At 60.9% G+C, this 23,748-nt stretch carries 19 protein-coding genes; 14 read left to right on the forward strand and 5 right to left on the reverse strand.

The window, feature by feature from the left end; genetic code table 11:
- The first annotated feature begins 38 nt into the window (after positions 1–38).
- The 7 genes from ACPQ6D_RS08090 to ACPQ6D_RS08120 all read left to right on the forward strand — a co-directional run bounded on the left by ACPQ6D_RS08090 (position 39) and on the right by ACPQ6D_RS08120 (position 13,852).
- The gene (locus ACPQ6D_RS08090) at positions 39–953 is read left to right on the forward strand and encodes an alpha/beta hydrolase (RefSeq protein ID WP_423223800.1); all 915 of its coding nucleotides are present in this window, start codon (positions 39–41) and stop codon (positions 951–953) included.
- A 114-nt stretch (positions 954–1,067) separates the two neighbouring features.
- A complete protein-coding gene (locus ACPQ6D_RS08095) occupies positions 1,068–1,349 on the forward strand; it encodes a BrnT family toxin (RefSeq protein WP_423223801.1) in 282 nt (93 codons plus the stop codon).
- Positions 1,327–1,614, forward strand: a complete 288-nt coding sequence (locus ACPQ6D_RS08100; RefSeq protein ID WP_423223802.1) for an antitoxin — start codon at positions 1,327–1,329, stop codon at positions 1,612–1,614. The genes ACPQ6D_RS08095 and ACPQ6D_RS08100 overlap by 23 nt, the downstream gene beginning before the upstream one ends.
- Before the next feature lie 401 nt (positions 1,615–2,015).
- On the forward strand, positions 2,016–4,562 hold the full coding sequence (gene pbpC / locus ACPQ6D_RS08105; protein WP_423223803.1) for a penicillin-binding protein 1C: 2,547 nt from the start codon (positions 2,016–2,018) through the stop codon (positions 4,560–4,562).
- An 89-nt stretch (positions 4,563–4,651) separates the two neighbouring features.
- A complete protein-coding gene (locus ACPQ6D_RS08110) occupies positions 4,652–10,819 on the forward strand; it encodes an Ig-like domain-containing protein (RefSeq protein ID WP_423223804.1) in 6,168 nt (2,055 codons plus the stop codon).
- Between the two features lie 456 nt (positions 10,820–11,275).
- Positions 11,276–12,532 carry a magnesium transporter gene (locus ACPQ6D_RS08115; protein ID WP_423223805.1) on the forward strand — a complete coding sequence of 419 codons (1,257 nt, stop codon included), beginning with the start codon at positions 11,276–11,278 and terminating at the stop codon, positions 12,530–12,532.
- A gap of 54 nt (positions 12,533–12,586) precedes the next feature.
- On the forward strand, positions 12,587–13,852 hold the full coding sequence (locus ACPQ6D_RS08120; protein ID WP_423223806.1) for an Nramp family divalent metal transporter: 1,266 nt from the start codon (positions 12,587–12,589) through the stop codon (positions 13,850–13,852).
- A gap of 7 nt (positions 13,853–13,859) precedes the next feature.
- Here ACPQ6D_RS08120 and larC read toward each other — a convergent pair whose 3' ends face one another.
- From larC to ACPQ6D_RS08140, 4 genes are all read right to left on the reverse strand, one after another.
- Positions 13,860–15,053: a nickel pincer cofactor biosynthesis protein LarC gene (gene larC, locus ACPQ6D_RS08125; protein ID WP_423223807.1), complete on the reverse strand. Its 1,194-nt coding sequence runs from the start codon at positions 15,051–15,053 to the stop codon at positions 13,860–13,862.
- A 148-nt stretch (positions 15,054–15,201) separates the two neighbouring features.
- Positions 15,202–15,699 (reverse strand): NUDIX hydrolase, encoded by a 498-nt coding sequence (locus tag ACPQ6D_RS08130; protein ID WP_423223808.1) that lies wholly within the window; start codon positions 15,697–15,699, stop codon positions 15,202–15,204.
- Complete coding sequence (locus tag ACPQ6D_RS08135; protein WP_423223809.1) at positions 15,692–16,708, reverse strand: uroporphyrinogen decarboxylase family protein; 1,017 nt, start codon at positions 16,706–16,708, stop codon at positions 15,692–15,694. Before ACPQ6D_RS08135 ends, ACPQ6D_RS08130 begins: the two co-directional genes overlap by 8 nt.
- 4 nt (positions 16,709–16,712) lie before the next feature.
- A complete protein-coding gene (locus ACPQ6D_RS08140; protein WP_423223810.1) occupies positions 16,713–17,687 on the reverse strand; it encodes a Uma2 family endonuclease in 975 nt (324 codons plus the stop codon).
- A 389-nt stretch (positions 17,688–18,076) separates the two neighbouring features.
- On the opposite strand from ACPQ6D_RS08140, the gene ACPQ6D_RS08145 reads away from it, so the two are divergent.
- Genes ACPQ6D_RS08145 through ACPQ6D_RS08175 form a run of 7 tightly spaced genes read left to right on the forward strand, consistent with a single transcriptional unit; the run spans position 18,077 to position 23,315 of the window.
- Positions 18,077–18,457 (forward strand): response regulator, encoded by a 381-nt coding sequence (locus tag ACPQ6D_RS08145; protein WP_423223811.1) that lies wholly within the window; start codon positions 18,077–18,079, stop codon positions 18,455–18,457.
- 27 nt (positions 18,458–18,484) lie between these two features.
- Complete coding sequence (locus ACPQ6D_RS08150; protein ID WP_423223812.1) at positions 18,485–18,904, forward strand: response regulator; 420 nt, start codon at positions 18,485–18,487, stop codon at positions 18,902–18,904.
- Between the two features lie 60 nt (positions 18,905–18,964).
- Complete coding sequence (locus ACPQ6D_RS08155) at positions 18,965–19,492, forward strand: NADH-quinone oxidoreductase subunit NuoE family protein (protein WP_423223813.1); 528 nt, start codon at positions 18,965–18,967, stop codon at positions 19,490–19,492.
- Between the two features lie 42 nt (positions 19,493–19,534).
- Positions 19,535–20,782, forward strand: coding sequence for an NADH-quinone oxidoreductase subunit NuoF (nuoF, locus tag ACPQ6D_RS08160; protein ID WP_423223814.1), 1,248 nt, complete (start codon positions 19,535–19,537; stop codon positions 20,780–20,782).
- Positions 20,783–20,832: 50 nt separating this feature from the next.
- Positions 20,833–21,225 carry a response regulator gene (locus ACPQ6D_RS08165; protein WP_423223815.1) on the forward strand — a complete coding sequence of 131 codons (393 nt, stop codon included), beginning with the start codon at positions 20,833–20,835 and terminating at the stop codon, positions 21,223–21,225.
- A 14-nt stretch (positions 21,226–21,239) separates the two neighbouring features.
- Positions 21,240–21,719 (forward strand): ACT domain-containing protein, encoded by a 480-nt coding sequence (locus ACPQ6D_RS08170; protein ID WP_423223816.1) that lies wholly within the window; start codon positions 21,240–21,242, stop codon positions 21,717–21,719.
- A gap of 27 nt (positions 21,720–21,746) precedes the next feature.
- The gene (locus ACPQ6D_RS08175; protein WP_423223817.1) at positions 21,747–23,315 is read left to right on the forward strand and encodes a sensor histidine kinase; all 1,569 of its coding nucleotides are present in this window, start codon (positions 21,747–21,749) and stop codon (positions 23,313–23,315) included.
- Between the two features lie 36 nt (positions 23,316–23,351).
- Here ACPQ6D_RS08175 and ACPQ6D_RS08180 read toward each other — a convergent pair.
- Positions 23,352–23,748: P-loop NTPase family protein (locus tag ACPQ6D_RS08180; protein ID WP_423223818.1), on the reverse strand; the 397-nt coding region annotated here is incomplete at its 5' end.

Below are 23,748 nucleotides of genomic sequence, written 5' to 3' on the forward strand. Positions count from 1 at the left end.
CTAGAATTCACCGAATCATTCTGCATGAGGTGACATTGATGTTCAACAGGCGGCGCCAGATCATCCTGGGGCTTATTTTGCTGGCTGCCACGGCGGCCCTGGTCTACGGTCAGCGGGCCATCTACACGTTCAAGATCCTGAACGCCACGCGCATCGGCCAGCAGTTTCGCCAGACGTATCCTCACGCGACACGCGACGTAGTTTTCAACCCCGCCATGACCCCGCGCCTGGATGTTTACGCGCCGGCGAGCGGCGACAAGCACCCGGTGCTGATCTTTGTCCACGGCGGCGGCTGGAAGGATTTCGATAAGACCCTCTTTGCCTCCGTGGCGCAGAAGATGCTGCCGGAGAATCTGGTCGTTGTGATCCCCGATTACACGCTCTATCCGCACGGCGATTATCGTCTGATGGCGCGCGAGGTAGCCGCGGTCATCGCGTGGACGCTGGACCATATCTCGTCCTACGGCGGCGATCCGCGGCGTGTGGTGGTGGCCGGTCATTCAGCCGGCGCGCATTTGATCACCCTGGCGACGCTCGACCCGTCGTACCTGGCCGAATTTGGCCACCGCAGCGATGACTTGTGCGGCCTGGTCGGCATGAGCGGCGTGTATGACATCAACGCGCAATTTGCTTTCGAGCAAGCCAATGGCCGTGAAGCGCCGGTGATGACCACCGTGATGGGCGGCCGCGAAAACTTTGCCGCGACATCGCCCATCAGCTACGTGCGGCCAAATTTGCCGCCCATCCTGTTGATTCACGGCGACAAGGACGAGACCGTGCCGGTCAGCATCAGCCAAGATTTTCAGGCCGCGCTGCAAGCCGTGGGCGCGCGCAGCAGCCTGATCATCTACCCCGGCGCCGGCCATTCCGACTTTCTCTTCGCCGCCCTCACCGAGCAGTCGCCGCGCGTCGTGACCGACCTGGCCCGCTTCACGCAGCAGTGCGGGCAATGAACCGGGCCAACTTACGACCTACTGCTCGCCAACGGCTTTGACGCTCGTGCGCGATGGTGGTAGAATGCCGATAGCTCGCACAAGTCATGCTAGAACCGCGAACCTCGTCGTTCAATGAAGATTTTCAACTGGAATGAAGCAAAAAACCGGCTTCTCAAGCAAACAAGAGGTATTTCATTTGAGGAGGTAGTGCTCCATGTCGAAGCCGGAGACGCCATTGATGTCTTCGACCATCCCAATCAAGAGCGCTATCCAGGTCAGAGGATATACGCCATTGTGATTGAGGACTATGTCTATTTGGTTCCGTTCGTTGAGTCGGAAGACGAGGTATTTCTCAAGACGATCATTCCCAGCAGAAAGGCGAAAAAACAGTATGGGACTAGACCTGGGGGCTAAACCAGATCAGGAAGAGGCCGAAATCCTGGAAGCCTTCGAGGCTGGCGAGCTTGAGCGGTCAGCGGATGCGGATGAACTACTCAAGCGCCACCAGGAGTACGCTGCGGCTGCCCTTCGCATGGAAGAGCGCTTCAACGTACACTTGACCACGCGCGATCTGCGCCGCCTACAGAAACGTGCGCTTGAACAGGGTATTCCCTATCAGATACTGGCGTCGAGCATTCTTCATCAATATGTAGAAGGTGCACTGCGGGAAAGCAGCTGAGCCGGGCGCGCCTGGTAGGTGTTGCCCATAGGATTGTGTCCAGCCGGAACCGAGTTCCGGGGTTTTTCCTATCAGACGAGGTCAGCCAGCCGGCAAAAGCCACTCTTGACGCTACGCCCTGATGTCACATAAGCAACCACAACGGGACGACGCCACGCAAGTCTTCTAAGCTGCCGGCAGCTGCGTAGCCATGCGCACCAACAGCCACACCACCTACCTGTTGCCGGACCATCCTTCGACTGCGCCCAATACACACCGCTCTGCCCAGGTCATCCTCAATGATCTGCGCTCAGGCCGGAGTGCCGGGTGAGGCTGGTCGCAGGAACCAAATCCACGCGTGGCACGTTCTGTTTGGCGATGAGTCACCCCACCGTGGGGTTAGAGCCGAGGTGTTTTTGCTGATGTCACGACGTTTCCGACTCGCCTTCAAATTGTTTCTTGGCCTTGGCCTGGTCGCACTCTTGGTCGCCGGGGGCATTTACGTCGTTGTACTGGCCGATTTGCCCGGGCCAGGGGCCGTGGCGCAGCGCGTGCAGCGGCCATCCACGCTGATCCTGGACCGCCATGGCCGCCTGCTGTACGAGGTGATTGATCCTGACGGCAGCAAGCAGGCCTCCGTGCCCCTGGCCGACATGCCGTTGGCCTGTCAGCAGGCCGCGGTCGCGACCGAGGACAAGCATTTCTATCAGCATCCAGGCGTGGATCTCAGCGCCATCGGCCGCGCGCTGTGGCAAAACACCCAGGCCGGCGACACGATCAGCGGCGCTTCGACCATCACGCAGCAGGTGGCCCGCAACCTGCTCCTGAGCGCGGAGGAGCGCTACGAGCGGTCTGTGCGCCGTAAGCTGCGCGAGGCGTGGCTGGCCTGGCGCCTGGAGCAAGCCTTTAGCAAGGATCAACTGCTGGCGCTCTATCTGAATCAGGCCTATTTTGGCAATTTTGCCGTTGGCTTGGAAGCGGCCAGCCAGGCCTACTTTGGCGCGTCGGCGCGTGAACTGGACACGGCCCAGTGCGCCTTGCTCATCGGCCTGCTGCAATCTCCGGCGCGCTACAATCCCTTGTTATACGCCGACGCCGCGCGCCAACGGCAGGCCACGGTGCTCAACCTGATGGTCGAGCAGGGCTATCTGTCAGCCGATCAGGCCGAATTGGCCCGACAGGAGCCGCTGCAGTTCAACACCAACACGTTTCCCATCCGCGCGCCCCATTTCGTGATGTTCGTCAGCAGCCTGCTCGAACAGCAGCTCGGCGTGGATGCGCTGCGCCAGGGCGGTCTGCATGTCACCACGACCCTTGACCTGGACTGGCAAGAGGAAGGGCAGGCCATCGTGCAGCGCCGCCTGCGCCAGCTCAAGGAAGATCGCAAGGCGCCGCTGAGCCGCCGCGTGGATAACGCCGCCCTGGTGGCGCTCGATCCGCAGACGGGCGAGATCATGGCGATGATCGGCAGCCCCGACTACTTCGATGATCGCATCCAGGGCAATGTCAACGCCGCGTTGAGCCTGCGCCAGCCCGGTTCGGCGATCAAGCCGCTGACCTACGCGGCGGCGTTCGATCCGGCGCGCGCGCAGGCGGCTGGCCGCGCGCCGCTCAATCCAGCCACGCTGGTGGCCGACGTGCGCACCGTTTTTCCCACGCGTGAGGGCGAGCCGTATGTCCCGATGAACTATGACCTCGATTTCCACGGCCCGGTCTTGCTGCGCGATGCCTTGGGCAATTCCTTCAACATTCCGGCCGTCAAGGTGCTGCAGTTCATCGGCGTGCCGGCTTTAGTGGACCAGGCGCAGCGCCTGGGCATCTCGTCATTCGTACAGGCGGATGATCTGGGCCTGGCCTTGACTCTGGGCGGCGGCGAAGTGCGTCTCCTGGAATTGACCGCCGCGTACGGCGCGTTTGCCAGCGGCGGCCGCCGCGTGTCCCCGGTTGCCATCTTGAAGATCGAGAACGACGCCGGTCAGACCCTGCCGGGAATGGGCCAGGCCGGGCCGCGCCCGCAAGTGCTCAGCCCGCAGGTGGCCTACCTGATTACCGACATTCTGAGCGACAATGAGGCGCGCGTGCGCACCTTCGGCCGCAACAGCCTGCTGCGCCTTTCCGGCGACCGGCCGGCCGCGGTCAAAACAGGCACCACCACCGATTGGAAAGATAACTGGACGGTGGGGTATACTCCACAACTGGTGGTGGGCGTCTGGGTGGGCAACGCCGACAATGCCTCGATGATCGGCGTCAGCGGCGTCACCGGCGCGGCGCCGATTTGGCACGATTTCATGGAGACGGCGCTGCGTAATACCCCGGCGCAGCCGTTCGGGCGTCCGCCAGGCCTGGTGGAAATGGAAATCTGCGCGGATTCGGGCCAATTGCCCACCGATCTCTGTCCCTATCGGCGCCGCGAGATTTTCATCGCCTGTCCTGGCCAGGCGTGCGCGCCCACGCAGACCGATACGATGCACCAACGCATCACCCTGGACGGCCGCACGATGCAGCGGGCCGCGCCTGAGGCGCCTCCCGCGTATCGCGTGGACAGGGTCTTTTGGGTGCTGCCGCCGGAGCTGCAGGAATGGGCGCGTACGCACGGCATTGCGCAGCCGCCCCCACAAACGGCAGCCGTGACCATCGGCGGTCAGGCGGCCGTTGCTCCCGTCGCTGTGCTTTCGGCGGGCACGCGCGCGCCGCTGACCCTGACCAGCCCGGATCCGGCACGCGTCTACCGCCTGAGCCGCGCCGCGCCTCCCGGTACGCAGCAGATCGAAATTGCCGCGCAGAGCGATCTGCCGCTGCGTGAGCTGACCCTGACGGTGAACGGTCAACCGTTATGGCAGCAGCAGGCCGCCTACGCCAGCGCCTGGTGGCAGCTGCAAGCGGGAGAGTATACGTTCCAGGCCGTTGGAATCACAACGGCTGGCGAAAGGATTCAGAGTGCGCCGATCACCATCACGGTGGTCGGATGACATCGCGAGAAACCGGGTTTCTCGCAGAAATCGGGTGTCTGAAGAACTTACTTCTAAAGGTAGGAGCAAAAACGATGAGATTCACACACATGCCAAAATCACGACTCGTCAATCTTCTTTTCCTGGTCTTGTTGATCGTGGGGCCGCTGCTCAGCGCGTGTGCGCAGCCGACCCCGACGCCCGCGCCCAACCCGCGCGACGCAACGCCGCAGCCAATCGGCAGCCCTTTTCCGTTGAAACTGACTCCCGACGTCGCCACGCCAGAACCGACTGCAGTCCCCTTGCCACCCACGGTGGTAGCCGTGCAGCCCGAGCGCGGCGAAGAGCAGCCGCTTGATGCGCCGGTGCGCATTGTCTTCGACCAGGCGATGGACGCCGCGGCCACGCAAACATCGTTCCAAATCGCGCCAGAGGCGCCTGGTTCCACCGAGGTCATGGGCAACACGCTGGTCTGGAAGCCGGGCAAGCCGCTGGCACGCGCCACGCGTTATGACATCACGCTGGCGGGCGCGAAGAGCAGCGCGGGCTTGGCGATGAGTCAGCCGCTGCAGTTCCGCTTTGTCACCGTAGGCTACCTGGAAGTGACGAGCACCAACCCGACGAACGGTGCGCAGGATATTACCACCGACACCGGCATCACGCTGGTCTTCAACCGACCTGTCGTGCCGCTGACCAGCATAGAGCAGCAGAAGGACCTGCCGCAGCCGCTGACATTCACGCCCGCGGTTAAGGGCAGCGGGCGTTGGATCAACACGAGCATCTACAGCTTCAAGCCCGAGCTGCCGCTGCTGGCAGCCACGACGTACTCGGTCAGCGTGACTAGCACGTTGACCGATACGACGGGCGGGGTCCTGGCTGAGCCGTATGCCTGGAGCTTCACTACCACCAATCCGATCGTGCAGCGAGTGACGCCGGAAGCCAGCGCGAATGCGATCCTGCCTTCGCAAACCTTCTCCGTCACCTTCAGCCAGCCGATGGATCAGGCCAGCACGGAGACAGCCTTTAGCCTGGTCAGCGACAAGGGCGCAGCGCCCGGTAAATTCATCTGGACCGAGGACAGCCGCGAACTGAACTTCAAGCCGGAGGCCGCGTTGACCTTTGGCGCAGCCTACACCTTGACGGTTACGACTGATGCCAAGGCCTATGGCGGCGTCGGCGGCCTGCGGTCGGGGTTCACCGCCTCGTACCGGGTGATCGCCCTGCCTGGCATTCTGAAGACCGAACCGTTGAATGGCGCCACGAATCTCAACCCCGTGGGCGCGGTGCAGATTTACTTCACCGGCGCCATCAGTGAGGCCACGGTTGCCAACGCGTTGACGATTACACCTGTCCTGACGACCACCCAGGTTGTTACCTACTTCAACTCCTATGACAATCGTTTGTTCGTCACCTGGCCGCAGGAGGCTCGCACCACCTACACGGTGACGCTCAAAGGCACGGTGGGCGATAACTACGGCCACACGCTGGGTTCCAACTTTGTCTTGACTTTTACCACGGGCGATTTCAACCCGTTTGTGCAGTTGAATGTGGCCGGGCCGATTGGCACGTACAACGCCTATACACGCACGGTGGCGAGCATCTTGCATCGCAACGTCACTGATGTGGATCTGGCGTTGTACCAGCTGAGCGAGGCCCAGTTCTTGCGCTTGACCGGTGAGAACAGTTGGGAAACGCAGCGCAATGCGCGCATGGATAAGAAGGATTTGCTGCGCCAATGGCGCGTGCGTCCGCCTGCCGAACGCAATCGCTCCCAGGTCTGGTTCGAGCCGCTGGTGCTGGACGGCAACAAGCCTCTCGCACCTGGCCTCTACTACCTGATCGTGTCATCGCCTGAGGCGCCCGTCAAACCGCCGGCCGAGGGGCAAAGCCCTGAACCGCCCGGCCAGATCATCGCCATTTCGCGTGAGAACGTCTTCATCAAGTCGTCGCCGCGCGACAGCCTGGTTTGGGTGACCGATCTGAAGACCGGACAACCCGTCGCTGGTGCGCCGGTGCGTCTGATTGATGAAAAGGGTCTCAAACGATCCGGCGTCACCGACGCGAACGGCGTTTATTCAACCACGCTGGAAACGCGCGATGTCTATCGCCCGCTGCTGGCAATTGTGGGTCAGCCCGGCCAGGATGACTTCGGCGTCGTCAACACGCGCTGGACTGACGGCGTTGATCTCTGGAACTTTGGCCTGGATGGCCTGTACGGCGAGACGTATGTGGCCCCCTACACGGCCTACCTGTACACAGACCGGCCGATCTACCGCCCAGGGCAGACGGTTTACTTCAAGGGCATCATCCGCCTGGACAATGACGCCCGTTACCGCCTGCCTGATCTCAAACAGGTGCCGATCGTCATCACCGACCAGACTGGCAACGAAGTCTTCCGCCGCACCCTGGACCTCAACCCGCTGGGCACCTTCAACGGCGAACTGAAGCTGGCCGATGAGGCGACGCTGGGTTACTATAATGTGAATGCTCAACTCAGCCCCGATTTCACCAGCAGCACAGCCTTCCAGGTGGCGGAGTACCGCAAGCCTGAGTACGAGATGACCGTCAACGCAGCGCAGCCAGAGTATCGCCAGGGGGATGCCATTACGGTGACAGCCCAGGCTAACTACTTCTTTGGCGGCGCAGTCAAAGATGCCAATGTGCGCTGGACGCTCTTCAGCACCGATGCCACCTTTGATTACAAGGGCGAAGGCAACTACAGCTTCAGCGACATCACCACCTGGGAACGTCTACAAACCAACGGCCCTTACGGTGAGCGTATCGCGGAAGGGACTGGGAAGACGGATGCGCAGGGGCGCTTCGTGATCAGCGTGCCGGCCCAGAACCCCAAGGCCAAGCAGAGTCAACGCTTCACCTTCGAAGTCAGCCTGATGGACTTGAACAACCAGGAGGTCTCTGGTTCCACGAACGTGGTGGTGCACCTGGCTGACTTCTATGTGGGCGTGATGCCTGCAGACTATGTTGGCCTGGCTGGCAAGACGATGGATATCAACTTGATTACGGTTGACCCAGAGAGCCAGCCGGCGCCCAGCATACCGCTGACCATCACCGTGGCCAAGGCCGAGTGGTTCAACGTGCAGGAGCGCGATGACAGCGGCCGCTTCTTCTGGGCCAGCAAAGTCAAAGAGACGCCGGTATTCACAACGACGGTTACGACCGGCCCCGACGGTAAGGCAGTGACGTCGTGGAAGCCAGCGCAAGGCGGGCAGTACCTGGTGCGTGCGGCATCGGTGGACGCGCACGGCCGACCGATTCGCAGCGCGGCTTTCCTGTGGGTCAGCGGCAGCCCGAACGAGTATGTGAGCTGGCGGCGAGAGAACAACGACCGCCTGGAACTGATCCTGGACAAGCAGAGTTATAAGCCAGGCGACGTCGCGCGCGTGCTGGTGCCGTCGCCTTTCCAGGGCGAGGTCACCGCGCTGCTTACGGTGGAGCGCGGCCGCACCTACACGCATCAACTGCTCAAGCTCACTTCGAACAGCACAACAGTCGAAGTGCCGATTGAGCCAATCTTCGCGCCCAACATATTCGTCTCGGCAATGCTGGTTCAGGGGCAGGACGCGTCCGAGGACTTGCCGCAGTTCCGGCTGGGCTATTCCCGGCTGATTCCCGTTTCCACGGAGCAGCAGCAGATCAAGTTGACCATCACGCCCAGTGCTGCCAATCTCGGCCCGCGCGACACGGTCAGCTTCACGCTGCAGGCGATGGATTATCTGAGCAAACCAGTGCAAGCGGAGGTGTCGTTGGCCCTGGTTGACAAGGCCGTGTTGGCCCTGGCTGATCCGTTAGCGCCGCCCCTGCTCGATGCGTTCTACCGCCAGCGCGGGCTAGGCGTGATGACTGCAGCCACCCTGGTGCTGAACATTGACCGCATCAACTTGCAGCAAGCGCGCGGCACCAAAGGCGGCGGCGGCGGCGGCGACGTAGGGCTGATGCTCGTGCGCTCAGAGTTCCCGGATATTGCGCTCTGGCGCGCGGATGTGATGACGGGCGCCGATGGCAAGGCTACAGTCAGCGTGCGCTTGCCGGATAACCTGACGACCTGGCGCATGGTGGCCAAGGCCGTGACGGCTGACACAGCCGTCGGCGAGGCCCTGGCCGATGTGCAGGTCTCGCGGCCGCTGCTCGTGCGCCCGGTGCTGCCGCGTTTCTTCGTAGCTGGCGATCAAGCCGAGATTGCGGCTATTGTCACCAACAACACCGATGAAGCGCAGAAGGCGGATGTCAGTCTGTCGGCGCAGGGGCTGGAGTTAGGCGCCGCCCCGCAGCAAACCGTGGATGTGCCAGCGCAAGGCGTGGTCAAGGTGCGTTGGCCGGTGACGGTGCAGCCAGGCGATGAGGTCTCGATCAAGTTCACGGCCCTGGCCGCCAAACTGAACGATGCGGTGCAAATCAAGCTGCCGGTCTATCGCTACACCACGCCGGAAGTGGTTGGCACTTCGGGTCAAGTGGACCAGGGCGTTGGCCGCCTGGAAACGGTGATGCTGCCGCCGAACGCGATCAAGGATCAAGGCGAACTGCTGCTCACGCTGGAGCCGTCGCTGGCCGCTGGTATGCAGAGCGGGCTGAACTACCTGGAGCACTACCCGTATGAGTGCACCGAGCAGACACTGAGCCGTTTCCTGCCCAACGTGATGACCTACCGTGCGCTCAAGCAGCTCGGCATTGACCGGCCCGATCTGGCGAACACGCTGCCCTCGCAGGTGGCCGTCGGCTTGCAGCGTCTCTACAATCGTCAGAACATAGACGGCGGTTGGGGCTGGTGGTCGGCCGAGGAGAGCAACCCGTTTGTGAGCGGCTATGTGGTCTTTGGCCTCGTGCAGGCGCGCCAGGCCGGCATCGCCGTGGATAGCAGGGTGTTGGACCGCGGCCTGCGTTTTGTGGAACGTCAACTCAAGGCAACGAAGGACCTGGCGGGTTATGAGACGAATCAGCAGGCCTTCTTGCTCTACGTCCTGGCCGAGGGCGGGCGGGGATCGGTGGGCCGCAGCGTGGCGCTGTTCGATGCGCGCGAACGCCTGGCCAATTACGGCAAGGCTTACCTGGCCCTGGCGCTCAGCACGCTGGACGCCACGCAAACCGGGGGCGCGCCGCCGACACCATCGCCGCTGTTCACCACGACCATCACCGTGACTGTGCCTACGGCGCAGCCAACGCCGGCCGCGCAGAATCCCGATGCGCCGACCGACACGCCGGCGCCTACCGCGACATCTGTTCCTGAGCCGACGGTGGCTGTTACAACCAGCTTGCGCACGCTGGCCGGAACCCTGCTGGACGATCTGCGCGGCGCGGCCATCGAGAGCGCGGCTGGGGCGCACTGGCAGGAAAAAAATGTGGACTACTGGACGATGAACACCGACATTCGCAGCACGGCCATCATCCTGTCCGCGTTTGCCCGGCTGCGGCCTGAAGATGCCGTTGGCCCCAACGTGGTGCGCTGGTTGATGACCGTGCGCAAGACTGGCGCGTGGGAAACGACCCAGGAGACCGTTTGGTCCATCCTGGCCCTGACCGATTGGATGGTGGCGAGCGGCGAATTGAAGGGCAACTACTCCTACCGCGTGGCGTTCAACGGTCAATCGCTGGCCGAAGGCGCGGTTAGCCCGCAGACGGTGGATCAAACGGTGACGCTGCGCAAAGAGGTCACTGAGATGTTCAACGACCGCGCGAATGCATTGGCTTTCGAGCGTTACACCACCGGGACGCAGACAGGCGAAGGGCGCCTCTACTACTCCGCGTATCTGCGCTACTTCCTGCCCGTGGAGCAGCTGCAAGCGCGCGATCGTGGGCTCTCGATCCATCGTGAGTACAGCCTGGAAAACTGCGGGCAGAAGGCCGGCGAAACCTGCCCGGTCATCACCGCGGCCAAGGTAGGCGATGTGATCAATGTGAAGCTGACGCTGGTTGTGCCTAGTGATCTGCACTACGCGGTGATCGAGGATCCGCTCCCGGCCGGCGCGGAGGCGGTGGACACCAGCCTGAAGACGACACGGCAGAGTGCGCAAGGGCCCGAGCTGCAGCCGCAGGAGAGCAGCGATGGCTGGTACTTCTGGCTGCCCAATCACAGCGAACTGCGCGATGAGAAGGTGGCGCTCTTTGCCACCTACCTGCCACGCGGCACCTACACGTATAGCTATCAAATGCGAGCCAGTTTGCCAGGGCGCTTCATGACGCTCCCAGCGACCGGCTACGAAATGTACTTCCCTGACGTGTGGGGACGCAGCGATGGCGGTGTGTTCAATGTCGCCGCGCAGTAGGGTTTGACAGACCGATGACAGCGCCGGGCCCAGCCTGGCGCTGTCATCGCGATGATGGTGAGTCGTCGTTCTGTGGCCGCTTGTCGCGGCGGGGCGTGTTGTTTGATGTTGGCCCTGAATCGTGTTACAATTATCACGAATGTACGTGCGCCAAACTCGTTTTACAAGGAGCTACAGACGCTTTCGTCACCCCCGAACGCTTCGGTAATTACAATGAATTCTGATTCACAGCCTGCTAAACAGAGCAATCCTCGGCAGTTGCTCGCTCCCGTTCAATGCCGAGAAAATCATGGCAGCTGCCGGACTGATGGCGCCGCCGCATCTTTCGCACACCTCGCCTTGCTCTGACCCTGCACCTGCGCCGGGTCTTCCGCAGGCGCGCGGAAGAGTCGGCGTCATCTCTCTCAACTGATTGCCCCAAGACATCATTGATTCGTCATGCCGCGGGAGGTGCCCATGCCTTACGTGAGTGAACTGCAAGGACGGCCTGTGGCCGATGTGGAAGGCGAACGAATCGGTCTCTTGCAGGATGTCATCGCCACCCTGCAGCAAGGGATGGTGCGTCCTGTCATTCGCGCGATCGTGGTCAAGCGCGCCGCCGGGACGCTGGTGGTGCCCTACGAAGACATCGCGGTTTTCTTGGCGCCGGCCATTCCACTCAACAAACGTTTGCAGGATATTGTGCCGCTCAAGCCAACCGATGATGACCTCTATTTGATTCGGGATGTGTTGGACAAGCAAATCATTGATACGAACGGCGTGCGGGTTGTACGTGTGAATGATCTGGAACTGGCGCGCTTGAACGGACATTTTTATGTCAGTAACGTAGACATCGGCGGTCTGGGGGTTTTGCGCCGCTTGGGCGTGGCTCGCGTGGCCCAACGCGTCGCGGACCGCTTAGGGCGCAAGCTGCCGCCCGGCACGATCGGTTGGGAAGGGGTGGAACTGCTGCCGGGTAACGGACCCATGCGCCTGAAAGTGCCCAGCGACAGGCTGACCGATCTCCACCCGGCCGACATCGCCGAAATCATCAGCGATCTGAGCCGCCACGAGAGCCAGCAGTTCTTGGAAGCCCTGGATGTTGAAACCGTGGCGGAGACCCTGGAAGAGGTGGAGCCCGAGTTCCAGGCCAGCCTTGTGGAGACGATGACCTCAGAGCGCGTGGCAGACGTACTTGAGGAGATGTCGCCTGACGAAGCGGCTGACCTGCTGGCCGAACTGCCGGAGGATCGCAGCGAGGAAATCCTCAACCTGATGGAGGATGCGGACGCGCGCCAGGTGCGTAAGCTGCTTGCCTATCCTGAGGATTCCGCTGGCGGTATTATGACCACCGAGTACGTGACCGTGCCTCCCCACCTGACGGCCGGCCAGGCCATTGCCCATTTGCGAGCCACGGCGCAGGAGGCTGAGAATTTCTTCTATATCTACGTCACGGATCCACAGAACCGCTTGCTGGGCGTTTTTTCCTTGCAGGATTTGGTATTGGCCAAACCGCAAACCCCGGTCAAGGAATTTATGCTGGGTCGCTTGATTACCGTGAATCTGTTGGACAAGCAAGAGGACGTCGCGCAGGCGGTTTCCAAGTATAACTTTCTGGCCCTGCCCGTGATAGATGAGGAAGGGCGGCTGCACGGTATTGTGACCGCGGACGATGCGTTGGACAAGATCATTCCGACCGCGTGGAAGAAACGCCTGCCGCGTATGTATCGCTAAACATCAGACTTCACGAAGAGGCGCGGCGTCTACCGCCGCCGGAGAGGGCTTATCATGACCTTTTCGCAACGATTTCGGCCTTTACGCGTCCGTCTTGCGCTCTTGTTGGCCGTGGTGGGGCCGGGCATCATCACGGCCAACGTGGACAACGATGCGGGCGGCATTACGACCTATTCCGTCGCCGGCGCCCATTACGGCTATTCTCTGCTGTGGATGATGCCGTTGGTAGCGCTGGCGTTGATCATCATCCAGGAGATGAGCGCACGCTTGGGGATTGTCACGGGCAAAGGCCTGGCCGACCTGATTCGGGAGAGCATGGGCATCCGGGCCACGGCGCTTATCCTGACAGTGCTTGTCTTCGCCAACCTGGCGAACACGGTCAGCGAGTTTGCTGGGGTGGCCGCCAGCCTGGAGATCTTTGGGATCAACAAATATATCTCCGTACCCTTGACGGCCGTCGTTGTCTGGTTGTTGATCGTCAAAGCCAACTACCGGTCAGTCGAACGCATCTTTTTGCTGGCCAGTGCACTCTACCTGGCGTATGTGGCATCCGGCTTCCTGGCGCGGCCAGACTGGAACGCCGTTGCCATCGCCAGCATCACGCCCAGTTTTCATTTCGACGCCGGCTATGTCACGATCTTCGTCACCATCATCGGCACGACCATCGCGCCCTGGATGCAGTTCTACCAGCAGTCCTCTATCATTGACAAGGGACTGAAGGTGAGCGATATGGCCTACGAACGCCTCGATGTGATTATTGGATCGCTCTTCGCCGTGGTAGTGGCCGCGTTCATCACCATCGCATGCGCAGCGACGCTTTTTGCCAATGGCCAACTCATTGAAACCGCGCAAGATGCTGCCATTGCGCTCAGGCCGTTGGCCGGTACGTATGCTTCTGCGCTTTTTGCCCTGGGTCTGCTCAACGCCTCCGTCTTTTCGGCTGCCATTTTGCCGCTTTCAACCGCATACGTGGTGTGCGAGGCCTTTGGCTGGGAGGCAGGCATCAGTCGCAACTGGCGCGAGGCTCCGATCTTCTTCATCATTTACACAGCGTTGATTGTCGTTGGCGCGGCAATCATCCTGTTGCCGATCAAGTCCTTGATCCAGGCCATGCTTGCCAGTCAAACGCTCAACGGCGTACTCCTGCCGTTCGTTTTGATCGTCATGCTGCGCCTGGTCAACGATCGGCGCTTGATGGGGCGTTTTGTCAACGGTCGTCTGGCCAATGCGATTAGTTGGGGAATGGTGATCGTCTTGGTGTTGCTGACGGTCATCCTGGTGGCGGCAAGCGTCTTTCCGAATCTGTTGAGCAGTCTGTGAGGCGCGTTTACGCGCGCCGCGCAGCCTCGTACACCTCGCGCAGCGGTACGCCATGCGCCAGCGCCAGCGCCCGACAATCCTCGTACTCGGGCGCGGCCTTGCGTTGACCGTCTGGCAGATGCGCCACCTTGACGCGCACCGGCCCCCACGGCGTTTCCACCTGTTCCATCGCGCGCGGCAGGCAGAGGCGCTCGACCTCTTGGCGGCGCACGCCCAGGCTGGTCGTTTCCAGGAGAATGAGCTCGATCAGTCGGTCGGCCCGGTCGAGCTGACTCAGCACACTGAGGAGCGTGGCGGGTCGTCCCTTTTTCATGTAAATCGGCGTCAGCCACACATCGAGCGCGCCTGCTTCGAACAGGCGTTGGCTGACGTAGCCTAGAATTTCGGGGTTCATGTCGTCAATGTTCGTCTCCAAGAGCTGCAAACGTTCCACCTGGTAAGCCGCTGCCGGTCCGGCTGCAGCCGTTGGAGCTTCGTTGGACTCGCCAAGCACCAGCCGCAAGAGGTTAGGATAGGGCATGTCGCGCTGCCCGGCGCCAAAACCAGTAGCGTGCAGGGTCATCGGCGGAAACGCGCCAACGCTATCTGCCAACTCAGCCAACAGGGCGGCGCCGGTCGGCGTGACCAATTCGCCGGCCACGTCACGATCACGCACAGGGAAGTTGCGCTCAGCCAGGAGACGCAGCACGGCCGGCGCGGGCACAGGCAGCAGCCCATGCGCCGCCGAGACAAAACCATGCCCCAACGGCAGCGGCGACGCCACGATGCGTTCTATCCCGAGCAGATGCAAGCCGGCCACGGCGCCCACGATGTCCACGATGCTATCTATCGCACCCACCTCATGGAAGTGCACATGGGAGATGTCGGTGCCATGCACGGCCGCCTCGGCAACGGCCAGGCGTTTGAAAACCGCGGCTGCGCGCTGGCGTATCGTCTCCTCCAAATCACTACCCGCCAGTAGATTCAGAATGTCGTCGAGATGACGGTGCGGCAAATCGGACGACTCATCAACCTCCACCTTGACTTGGGTGCCAGCGATCCCTTGCTTGGTCACGCGGCTCACGTTGAGACGCCACCCGCTCAGCCTGAGTCCATTCAGCGCCCGTTGTAAATCAGCCAGGGGCAGCCCGGTATCGAGCAGCGCGCCGAGGGTCATATCGCCGCTGATGCCAGCGAAGCAATCGAAATAGGCAAGTCGCATCGTCAATGTCCTCTGACTAAACTGGGGGGCGGTTGCGGTGCATGGTTGTCGCGCTCAACGTATGGGTGAAGTCTAAATTGGAGGCTGATCCGGCGTCCGCGATGTCCCAATTGGCTTTCGTGGGTTGACTCCGGGTTTGCAACGATCGTCACAGCGTCGTTTGCCAGCGCGTCAACATGGTACGGGTGCTCTCAAAAGCAAGATCGGCGGGAATGGCATCCGGCGCAAACCAGCCTGCGTCGCTCACGTCATCGCCTGGTCGCGGGACGCCATTGCTCAGCGGCCGCGCGGCGTAGGTGACGACGATGCCGCCCCCCTGCGGCATGGGGAAGATCTCAAGCAAATCGGTGATCTCGATGCACACGCCGGTTTCTTCCTCCACCTCGCGACCCGCGGCGGCGGCCGGCAATTCATCGAAGTCCACGAAGCCGGCCGGCAGGGACCAGAATCCGATTTGCGGCGCGACGGCCCGCTTCACGAGCAGTACGGTCGGCCCGTCGGTGACAAGGACAGCAACGGCGACTTTGGGATTCTGAAAATGGATGAAGCCGCAGGCGGTGCAGCGCGCCCGCTCACGGCCAAAGAGCAGCGCCGACGACAGCGGCTGTCCGCAGCGTGGGCAGAAACGATAGGCGCCGTCATGCATCGCCGCGCGATTCCTGCTCTTTCTGCGGCATGGACTCGACCGCGCGGCGCAGCGCGCGTAGATTGGCAAGGGGGGTGGTGATTGGCGTCACGCAGCCTGTGCCCAGGATGAAGCGCTGGCCGCCAGTCTGGGTGTAGGCATCGAGCGCTTCAGCCTCGATTTGGGCCGGCGTTCCGCGCGCCAACGTTTCCCACTGGCGCACGCCCCCGATAAGCGCGCCTGGGAAACGGGTCAGCGCCGCGCTCAGATCGGGCCAGGTTTCTCGGTCGTGCCAGTTGATGGCCTGCACCGGATAATCGGCTACGTCATCGAAATAGACATCGCTGCCGTGGAGATGCAGGACATTGAACCATCCTGCGGGGACTGCGCGCAGGATGCGCAGGTCGAACGGTCGCCCTAACGTTGCATATTCTTGCCGGCTCATCTGGTGCGCGGACGCGTGCTGAATGGCGTAGAAAATACCGGTAACGCCGATTTCCACCAGGCTCTGGATGTGGCGCATGCTGTTGACCGTCAGCGTTTCGAGCGCGGCCTGCACAGCTTGTGGAGATAATCGCAGCAGGGGAAAGAAACGCGGACCGACCAGCTTCTTCAACTGCGACAACGGGCTGAAGATTGTCTGTAATACCGTCACGTCGGGATCTAGCGCCGCGCAGATTTGACGCAGCGCCTGATGCGCGGTTGCGTAGCTTCCAGCCATCACGTTGCGCGGCGCCAGCGCAGCCAGATCCTGCGCCTGCGCTAACGGGAAACTGACGTAGTCGCGCGTGCCTTCCTCATGGCCGCGCCAGACCGTTTTCACCCCGTAATCATCCACCATGTAGGTGCTGGGCGGCGTCACTTTGAGAAAGTCAAAGTCAAAAGTTTGTTGAAACTGAATATGCGCGGCTGCCAGATCATTGGCGTCCTGGTCGTCTCCAGGAAAATGGCGCCAGAGGGCCACGGGCGGCCGATCCACCGATTGACCGGCAATGGTCGCGGCCAGGCGTTCACGTTTGGTCATCATCATCAGGTTATTCGGATAACTTTTCTGGGCTGATTACTGGTTGTTCGGCCGCGGCCAGCCATTCTGTGAAAGTCGTGCTGGTCTCAATGCTCGCCTGAAGGTGCAGCAGTTGGTGGTGTTGCAAGGTTTCCAGTCTGGCTGAAAAGTCCGCGGGCAGATTCGCGCCAAAGCGTAAGCGCGCCAGGGTGGGTATGAGAGAACGCAGCGCGCGGCTTTCTCCTTCGGCGATGCCCTGGGCCTTGCCTTCGGCGATGCCTTGGGCCTTGCCTTCGGCGGTCCATTTGACGGCGACCTCACCGGCCAGGGCTTTGGCCGAGACACGGTCCGCAAAGAGGTCTGCCATTTGCCGACGCCAGCCAGGGATCAAGGGTTCACAATCGAGTGTGTCATGCAGCTTGAGGTGGGTGGGTCTGTCTGGATGTTCGGCGCGATAGACCCAAATCTGCTGCCGCCGATCGTCAACATCCCAGACAATTTTCGTACCGTTGGTGAAGTAGAGCGAGCGCTTGAACTCCTCTTGCGTGCGGCGATTCGACGGAGATCGGACCTCAACCACCAGTTCGGGACTACCGATCATTGTAGGGCGCAGCAGCGGACCCATCGGGACGGCCGCGGCCAGGCGTTGATAGGAAACGAGGGCGATGTCTGGTTTTACGACACTGCCGTTGGACAACAAGCACTCTGTTTGATCGCCCAATACCTGACCAAAGCCAGCTTCGCGTGCAGCCAGGTCGAGGGCGCTCTGCAGATTGCTCACCACGCGTCGTTCGAATAGGTCGGTCATTTCCTGCCTCACCAGCCAGCCATTCAAGAGCTCGACCGGCTCCTCGCCCAGAATAGCCGTGACATCATTCAGGGCATAGGGGCCAGGATGGCGGCTAAACGCTTCCAGAATATCGCGCGGCCATTCACCGGCAGGTTGCGTTTGCGCCTGGCGTGACCTGGTGCGCGGTCGCGTAACAGTTTGAGCGGCTAACGTCATGATTGTTTCCTCATGCAGTAAAGGCGGGCGTTTGTGCGTCCATGCAGCGAATCATACCTTAAATGATAACCCGTGTCAACCCGATCGCGCCGCGGGCAACAAAAAAAGGGCCTCCAAGACCCGTGCTCCTGGAGACCCCAACATCCCTCACCCTCCGAATCTGTGCCCCCCCGGGCGCCATTGCCCGACGATGGAAGTGGGAGATGTGCAGGACTACCTGCTCACGTTCGATTGTACCAGATGGAACAAAGTCAGCCTATGATGCAAGTCATATGGCGGAAGGTTCGGGCGTGGTAAACTGAATAGACGTTCGACCAAACGTCAGATCTCTGGGCGATCACCAGAAGCGGCCCAGATGAAGGCTGATCTGTTTGTGATTGGAGGCGACAATGGCGTCGGCGACCATTTTGATTGTGGATGACGACCCCGACTTCGTTGAGATCATGCGCACGATCTTGACCAGCCGCGGCTATGCCGTCATTACGGCGGCCAATGGCGCGCAGGCCTTGCAGCAAGTGACTGCGGCGCAGCCGGACTTGATGATTTTGGACATCATGATGTCAACGGTCCTTGACGGCTACATGGTCAGCGAAAAACTGGCGGCCGATCCTGAACTGCGCTACTTGCCCATCATCATGGTTTCTTCGATTGCTGAGACTCCCCATGCGGGCTTGTTTCCGCTCGAAGAGCGCGTGCACATGGACGCATGGGTCAGCAAACCGGTCAATCCGAGCGAACTCCTGCGCAAGGTTGACGAGTTGCTCAAGTAATGATGGCACAAGGATAGCGAGGAGACCATGATCGCGTCTCCACACATTCTCGTCATTGATGACGACAGCGATTTTCGGGAATACCTGCGCATAATTCTGGAGTCGCACGGCTACCGCGTACGCTGCGCTAGCAACGCGCGTGATGGCGCCGCGCTGCTGCAAAGCGAACAGCCTGATCTCATCATCCTGGATGCCATGATGTCTTACGCCTTCCAGGGTCTGAGTTTGGTGCAGGAGATTCGCCAAGATTCGCGTTTAGACCCCGTTCCATTAATCCTCGTGTCGGCTGTTTTGCGCGAACCGGCGCATGCCCTGTTGTCCGATGTGCCCGCCGACGCGATTGACGCCTTCCTGACGAAGCCCATCCAACCCGCTGTTATATTGGCCAATGTTGAGCGTTTACTCAAGCAACGACTCGTTGACGTTCATCGCGCGCCGGCATCGTAAACTGGGGCGCAACGGAGACCCGCGACTGACGGGACTGCGAAGTAGTGATGAGGTGATTGTATGGCGCCAACTACGCAAGATTCTGCTGCAGCGGCGGCGTTGTCGTCAGCAACGGCCGCCGTTCATCGGTCCGACGTTGCCAGGCATGGCGCTCGACTGAGCGATCCTGTACGTCAATCTATGCTCCTGACGGCGCTGTACCTGGCCCAGGAGCGGCATGGCTATCTGACGCCAGCGGCCATCGAAGAGGTGGCTGGTCGCCTTGATTTGCCTGTGGGGCACGTCTATTCCACGGCTTCGTTCTACAGCCTGTTTCGCACGCAACCGAGCGGCCGCTTCGTGATCCAGGTGTGCGATGGCCTCTCGTGTTACTTGCGCGACGGCGCAGATCGTGTTGCAGACTACATTGGCCGTAAGTTGGGTATCCGCCCGGGCGAAACCACGCCTGATGGCCGGATTGCGCTGGAACGGGTGCAATGCTTAGCCTCATGTGGCACGGCGCCAGCTCTGCGCGTCAATGATGAACTGGTTGAGAATCTGACGCCGAACAGCCTCGATGCACTGCTTGATCGGTTGAACGAGAGTTGATGCCGCAGCCGAACAGACACGGCAACAGAAGGGAGTGCTGGCATGTGGCAACCGATTCTGACGCGTAACATTCATCTGCCAAACTCAGAAAAAATCACCACCTACTTTGATCATGGCGGCTACCAGGCGGTGCGTAAGGCGTTGACCATGAAACCCGACGAAGTCATTGACCTCGTGAAACGTTCGCGCCTGCGCGGGCGTGGGGGCGCCGGTTTTCCCACCGGGCTGAAGTGGAGTTTCGTACCAAAAGGCGATGACATTGTTCGCTATCTCGCGGTGAATACGGACGAAGGAGAACCAGGCACCTTCAAGGATCGCGCCATTGTTGAACGCGACCCTCATCAAATTATTGAAGGTGTTATCATTGCTGCCTATGCCATTCGGGCGCAGCGCGCCTTTGTCTATATTCGGGGCGAGTTTTTCCTGGGCATCAAACGCTGGATCAAGGCGATCGCCGATGCCTATCAGTATGGCTTGCTCGGCAAAAACATCTTGAACAGCGGTTTTAGCCTGGACATTTCTGTGCACCGCGGCGCGGGCGCTTACATCTGCGGCGAAGAGACGGCCATGCTTGAATCTTTGGAGGGCAAACGCGGTGAGCCGCGCTTGAAGCCCCCCTATCCGGTGCAGGTTGGCTTGTGGGGTCAGCCCACGGTGGTTCAGAATGTGGAAACTCTGGTCAATGTGCCGCATATCATCCTAAATGGCGCCGAATGGTACGCCAGCATTGGCACAGAGAAGAGCAGCGGCCCCAAGATCTTCTGCATTAGTGGGCATGTGAATCGGCCAGGCATTTATGAGCTGCCGTTGGGTACGCCGCTGCGTACGATCATTGACGAATACGCTGGCGGAGTCCGCCACGGACATACGATCAAGGCCATCATTCCCGGCGGCGTTTCCACCAACCTGGTGCTGCCGCAGCACCTCGATGTGCCCATGTCTTTCGAGGGCTTGGAAGCCATTGGCACCCAACTTGGCACTGGCGGCATCATCGTAATGGATGACACCACGGACATGGTCGAAGTGGCGCGGCGCACCGTGGCTTTTTTCGCTCATGAGTCGTGCAGTGGATGCGTGCCGTGCCGCATTGGCGGCTATCGTCTGCTAGAGTCTCTCACCCGTTTCACATCATCAGCCGCGTCGCCGACTGACCTGGAGAATCTGCAGCGCCTGGCGCAAGGCATCAACGGCATTACGTTTTGCCCGATGGGGACCGGGATGGCGAACCCCGTCCATTCGCTGCTGCAGCAATTTCCAGACGAGTTTCGCGCCCATATGCGTGCCCATTGAGGCAAGAAGAGAAAACTACCGAGAAGGAAAGACCGAGGGAGGAAGACCGCATGAGCAAAATTCTGGTGGTAGATGACGATCCCGATTTTGTGGAAGTGATGCGTACGGTGCTATCCGTGGATGGACATCAGGTGGTAAGCGCCAGCAGCAGCGCCGATGGAATGCGCCAGGTGGTGCGAGAGCAGCCTGACCTGGTGATCCTCGATGTGATCATGTCAACCGTCCTCGATGGCCTGACCATGAGCCAACGCATGGGCGATGACCCCGATTTGCGCCACGTGCCGATTATCATGGTGACATCCATTGCCAACACCGATTACGCAGCCCTGTTCCCGATGTCCGATTATATTCATATTGATGCTTTCTTATCCAAGCCGGTGAACCCACGCGAGCTGCGCGACAAGGTGAATCAATTGCTCACTGCTGTGTTGACACCAGCCTAACAAATGAGGCCAGCATGAATGCAAAAACGCGTATCGGCGGCATTCTCAAGAACCAAACCCTCGCTCGCATCAGTGTCATTGGCTTGCCAGACCGGCCAGGCGTGGCGGCTGCAATTCTGGGCGCCCTGGGTGATGCTCGGATCAATGTAGATTTCATCATTCAGTGCATTGATCTGAACCAGCAGGATCATTTCGTGCTCTGTATTCAGCGCGATGAACTGCCTGAGGCCCTGCGCGTGGTGGAAGAGGCCACCCGCGACGTGCGGGCGCGCAGCATCGTCCACGACAGCCGCGCCGCCAGTATCGCCATTTTTGGTCCTGATTTCCGTGAGCGCCCTGGCATTGCCGCAACCATGTTTCGGGCCTTGGCGCAAGCCGGCATCAACATCGAGGCCATCAGCACTTCCATTTCAACCGTAACCTGTATCATTGCCGAGGCGAGTCTGCAAAACGCGTTGGCAGCGATCAATCGTTATTTCGACGTACCACAGTAACCCCCGGCTTTGGCAGGAGGAATTGTCGTGTCAATCTCACGGGTCACGACGCTGTTTACGTCGTTTCGCCAAGAATTGGGCGATCGTATTGATTGGCTGGTGCGGCTGCGGTGGATCGCCGTAGGCTCGACGCTGCTGATCATCGCGATCAGCAGTCTGCGCTTGCCTGGCGTCCTGCCCATCGGCGGGCTGCTGGTGGCCGTGGGAACCCTCGCCTTCTATAACCTCTTGATCTGGGGCTACCGGCGGTATGTGCTCCGCGCCACGCAGAGCGACCAGGAGATTCGCCAGGCGACGTGGTTGGTCAAACTGCAGATTGGCATGGACATGCTGTGCGTGACGTGGCTGCTTCACCTGGCCGGCGGCGCCGAGAACCCTTTTTATCTCTATTATCTGATTCTGGTGGGCCTGGCCAGCGCGCTGCTGACCCAAGGCGAGGCCTTCTGGTTTGCGGGCTTCTGCAGCCTGCTCTATGCTGGCCTCACCGCCGGTGAATACTTTGGCGTGCTCCCCCATTTTCACCTGACAGGTCTGATTGACGAGGGCTTTCACCAACGCGATACGTTTCTGATCGCCAAGGTGTTTGGCCTGGTTTCCACCGCTTTCTTCGAAGCCTTCTTCACATCGAGTATTGTGCAGCACCTGCGCCAGCGAGATCGCGAGCTGCGTCAGAGCAATCAGCGCTACGTGGCCCGCTCCGAGCGCATGAAGGATTTGAACAGGCAGCTGCGCCAGGCCAACGCCGAGTGCAAGGCGCAGCGCGACCAACTGACGCTGCTCAACACCCAGTTGAGCCATGCCAACCAGGCGCTAGAAACGCACGCGCAGGAACTGACCGAATTGAATGTGCGCCTGGAACAAGCCGAGGCCGCCCGCACTCAGTTTACGTTGTTGGTGACGCACGAGCTGCGCGCGCCCGTGGCCGCCATCCAGAGTTATCTCAAGCTGATTTTGGAGGGCTATGTGCCGGCCGAGCAGCAGCGCGCGATTTTGGAACGCGCTGAAACTCGCGCCATGGAGCAGTTGGCTCTCATTGCCGACCTGTTGGAACTGGGACGCGTGCGCGAGCGCGCGCGCAGCCGCATCGAAACCCTCAAGGTCGAAGAAGTCCTGGGCGGAGTCTTGGACTCGTTACGCGCGCAGATGCAGAGCGCCCAGGTTGCCATGGAGACGCAAATTGGCGCTGATCTGCCGCCGCTGCGCGCCAATCCAGACCAGTTGAAGAGCCTATGGATGAATTTGATCAGCAACGCCATCAAATACACGCCGCCCGGGGGCCATGTGCATGTCAGTCTGCAGCGCGACGATGGGAACCTGGTGGGTGAAGTGACAGATACCGGCATCGGCATCCCGCTAGAGTCGCAACCGCACATCTTTGGCGAGTTCTACCGCGCGGACAACGCAAAAGCGTTGACGCGCCAGGGCACTGGCCTGGGCCTGGCCATCTGCAAGCAGATCGTCGAGCAGGCTGGCGGACAGATTGGCTTCCAGTCCACACCAGGTCAAGGCACGTCGTTTACCTTCCGCCTTCCAACCCAGGCAAGCACAGACGGCGGAGCTCATGAAGCAGCGGCGCAGAGGACGGCTGCTGACTGAATCGGGCGCCGGCCGCCTCGACCAGGCGCCTATGGCCTACGCCTCTCCCTGCGTCAGGTCCAGCGGTTGACGCGCCGCCAGCCAACGCTGCGCCTCGCGCGGCGAACGCAGGTGAATCACGGTGAGGTGGCGGTAAGCAGGCTGCTCAACGAGCAGCGGCGTCTCGCGCCGTCGCCGTTGGTAGGTGCGCAAGGCCCAGAGGATCATCGAATCTCGACTTAGTTGTGCGGCCAATGTTTCGCGATTGCCGCTCCACAGTTCTTCGCGCAAGGCCACGCGGCGCACGGTGCGGCCTACCAGGCGCCACAAGATGACATTCAGTGCATAATCAAGCCAGACCAGGGTGTCAGCCCGACCCCATACGATATCGCGCACCGCGCTGTAATTGCCATCGGCCGTCCAGGCGGCTGCGGCTACCGCCGCGCTGGCGCGC

Origin of the sequence: Candidatus Amarolinea aalborgensis (genome assembly GCF_900491745.1) — a bacterium.
Lineage (GTDB): Bacteria > Chloroflexota > Anaerolineae > SSC4 > Amarolineaceae > Amarolinea > Amarolinea aalborgensis.